Source organism: Cryobacterium sp. 10I1 (assembly GCF_035019805.1).
Classification (GTDB): Bacteria; Actinomycetota; Actinomycetes; order Actinomycetales; family Microbacteriaceae; genus Cryobacterium; species Cryobacterium glucosi.
The window spans coordinates 1-1,326 of the sequence record NZ_JASJVF010000472.1 but is presented as its reverse complement, the minus strand read 5'-3'; the positions used below and the strand labels follow the sequence as shown (position 1 = coordinate 1,326).

General features: G+C 70.1%; 1 protein-coding gene and 1 pseudogene. Both read left to right on the top strand.

Annotated features, from left to right (window positions below; all coding sequences use genetic code 11):
- The first annotated feature begins 175 nt into the window (after positions 1-175).
- Entirely contained in the window at positions 176-1,009 is an 834-nt protein-coding gene (locus QN345_RS19170; protein WP_134560705.1) for a purine-nucleoside phosphorylase, read from the top strand.
- Positions 1,006-1,326, top strand: a pseudogene (locus tag QN345_RS19165) (hypothetical protein); the annotation flags it as partial. The gene QN345_RS19170 and the pseudogene QN345_RS19165, both read left to right, overlap by 4 nt.

The window sequence follows — 1,326 nt, the reverse complement described above, 5'->3', positions numbered from 1 at the left end:
ATTCTGCCGTCCGCCGCCCTTCGCCACCAATCCCGGCAGGGGGCATCCGCCCGCCCCAACGCCCGCGCCGGACGAATTCGACGAAGTTTCTGAGATTTCCGCGCGTGAGAGGGCACTTTGGGCCCCGAATGCCCAAAATCTCCGTCGAATTGGTTCGGGCGAATAGAGTGGGGGGATGCCGACGATCGACGCAAACCCGCTGGACGAGCCACAAACCGATCCATTCGAGATCGCCCGGATCGCGGCGGAGGAAATCGCCGAGCTGACCGGCGTCACCCATCACGACGTCGCGCTGACCCTCGGCAGCGGGTGGGGCAAGGCCGCGGAGCTCATCGGCGAGACCACGCACACGATCCCCGCGCAGTCGATCACCGGATTCAGCGCCCCCGCGCTCGAAGGCCACGTCGGCACCCTGCGTTCCGTGCTCCTGCCGAACGGCAAGCGGGCTCTCGTCATCGGCGCGCGCACCCACTACTACGAAGGCCACGGCGTCCGCCGGGTCGTGCACAGCGTACGCACCGCTGCGGCAACGGGCGCGACGACCATGATCCTCACCAACGGGGCGGGCGGCATCCGCGAGACCTGGACCCCCGGAACGCCGGTGCTGATCAGCGACCACATCAACCTCACCGCGGACTCGCCGCTCGAAGGCGCGACCTTCATCGACCTGACCGACCTCTATTCGAAGCGGCTGCGCGACCTCGCCCGCACCATCGACCCCGGGCTCGACGAGGGCGTCTACTGCCAGTTCCGCGGACCGCACTACGAGACCCCCGCCGAGGTGCAGATGGCGAAGGCGATCGGCGGCCACATCGTCGGCATGTCGACGGCGCTCGAGGCCATCGCCGCCCGCCAGGCCGGCATGGAGATCCTCGGCCTGTCCCTCATCACCAATCTCGCGGCCGGGATCCAGAAGGAGCCGCTCAGCCACGCCGAAGTGCTCGTCGCAGGCAAGCAGGCCGAACCCGTGATCAGCGCACTCCTCGCCAGGATCGTGGCCGCCCTGTGAGCGCGACCGAGACCGGCACAGGGCCCACGAACACGGGGCCCACGAGCACAGGGCCCGTCGACGCCGGGCTGACCGGCACCGGTGAGGTCCGCGCGCGCGGGCGTCACCGGGCATTGCCGGATGCTCCCGCTTCCGCACTGCCCCCGACCCTCGCGCTCGAGATCGTGGAGATTCCGGTAGCGGCAGCAGCCGAATCAGCGGAGCCCGTTCCGCCCACCCCGGAAGCCCCGGCATCGCCGGTGGTTCCGGCGGCAGCCCAGGAACCCGCCGCTGCCCTACTGACGGCCCACCCGGCATCCGCCGCGGACGAGCAGGCC

Bases quoted from the DNA above. Each gene is read 5' to 3' on its own strand.
- QN345_RS19170 (WP_134560705.1), top strand. From the start codon at position 176: ATGCCGACGATCGACGCAAACCCGCTGGACGAGCCACAAACCGATCCA.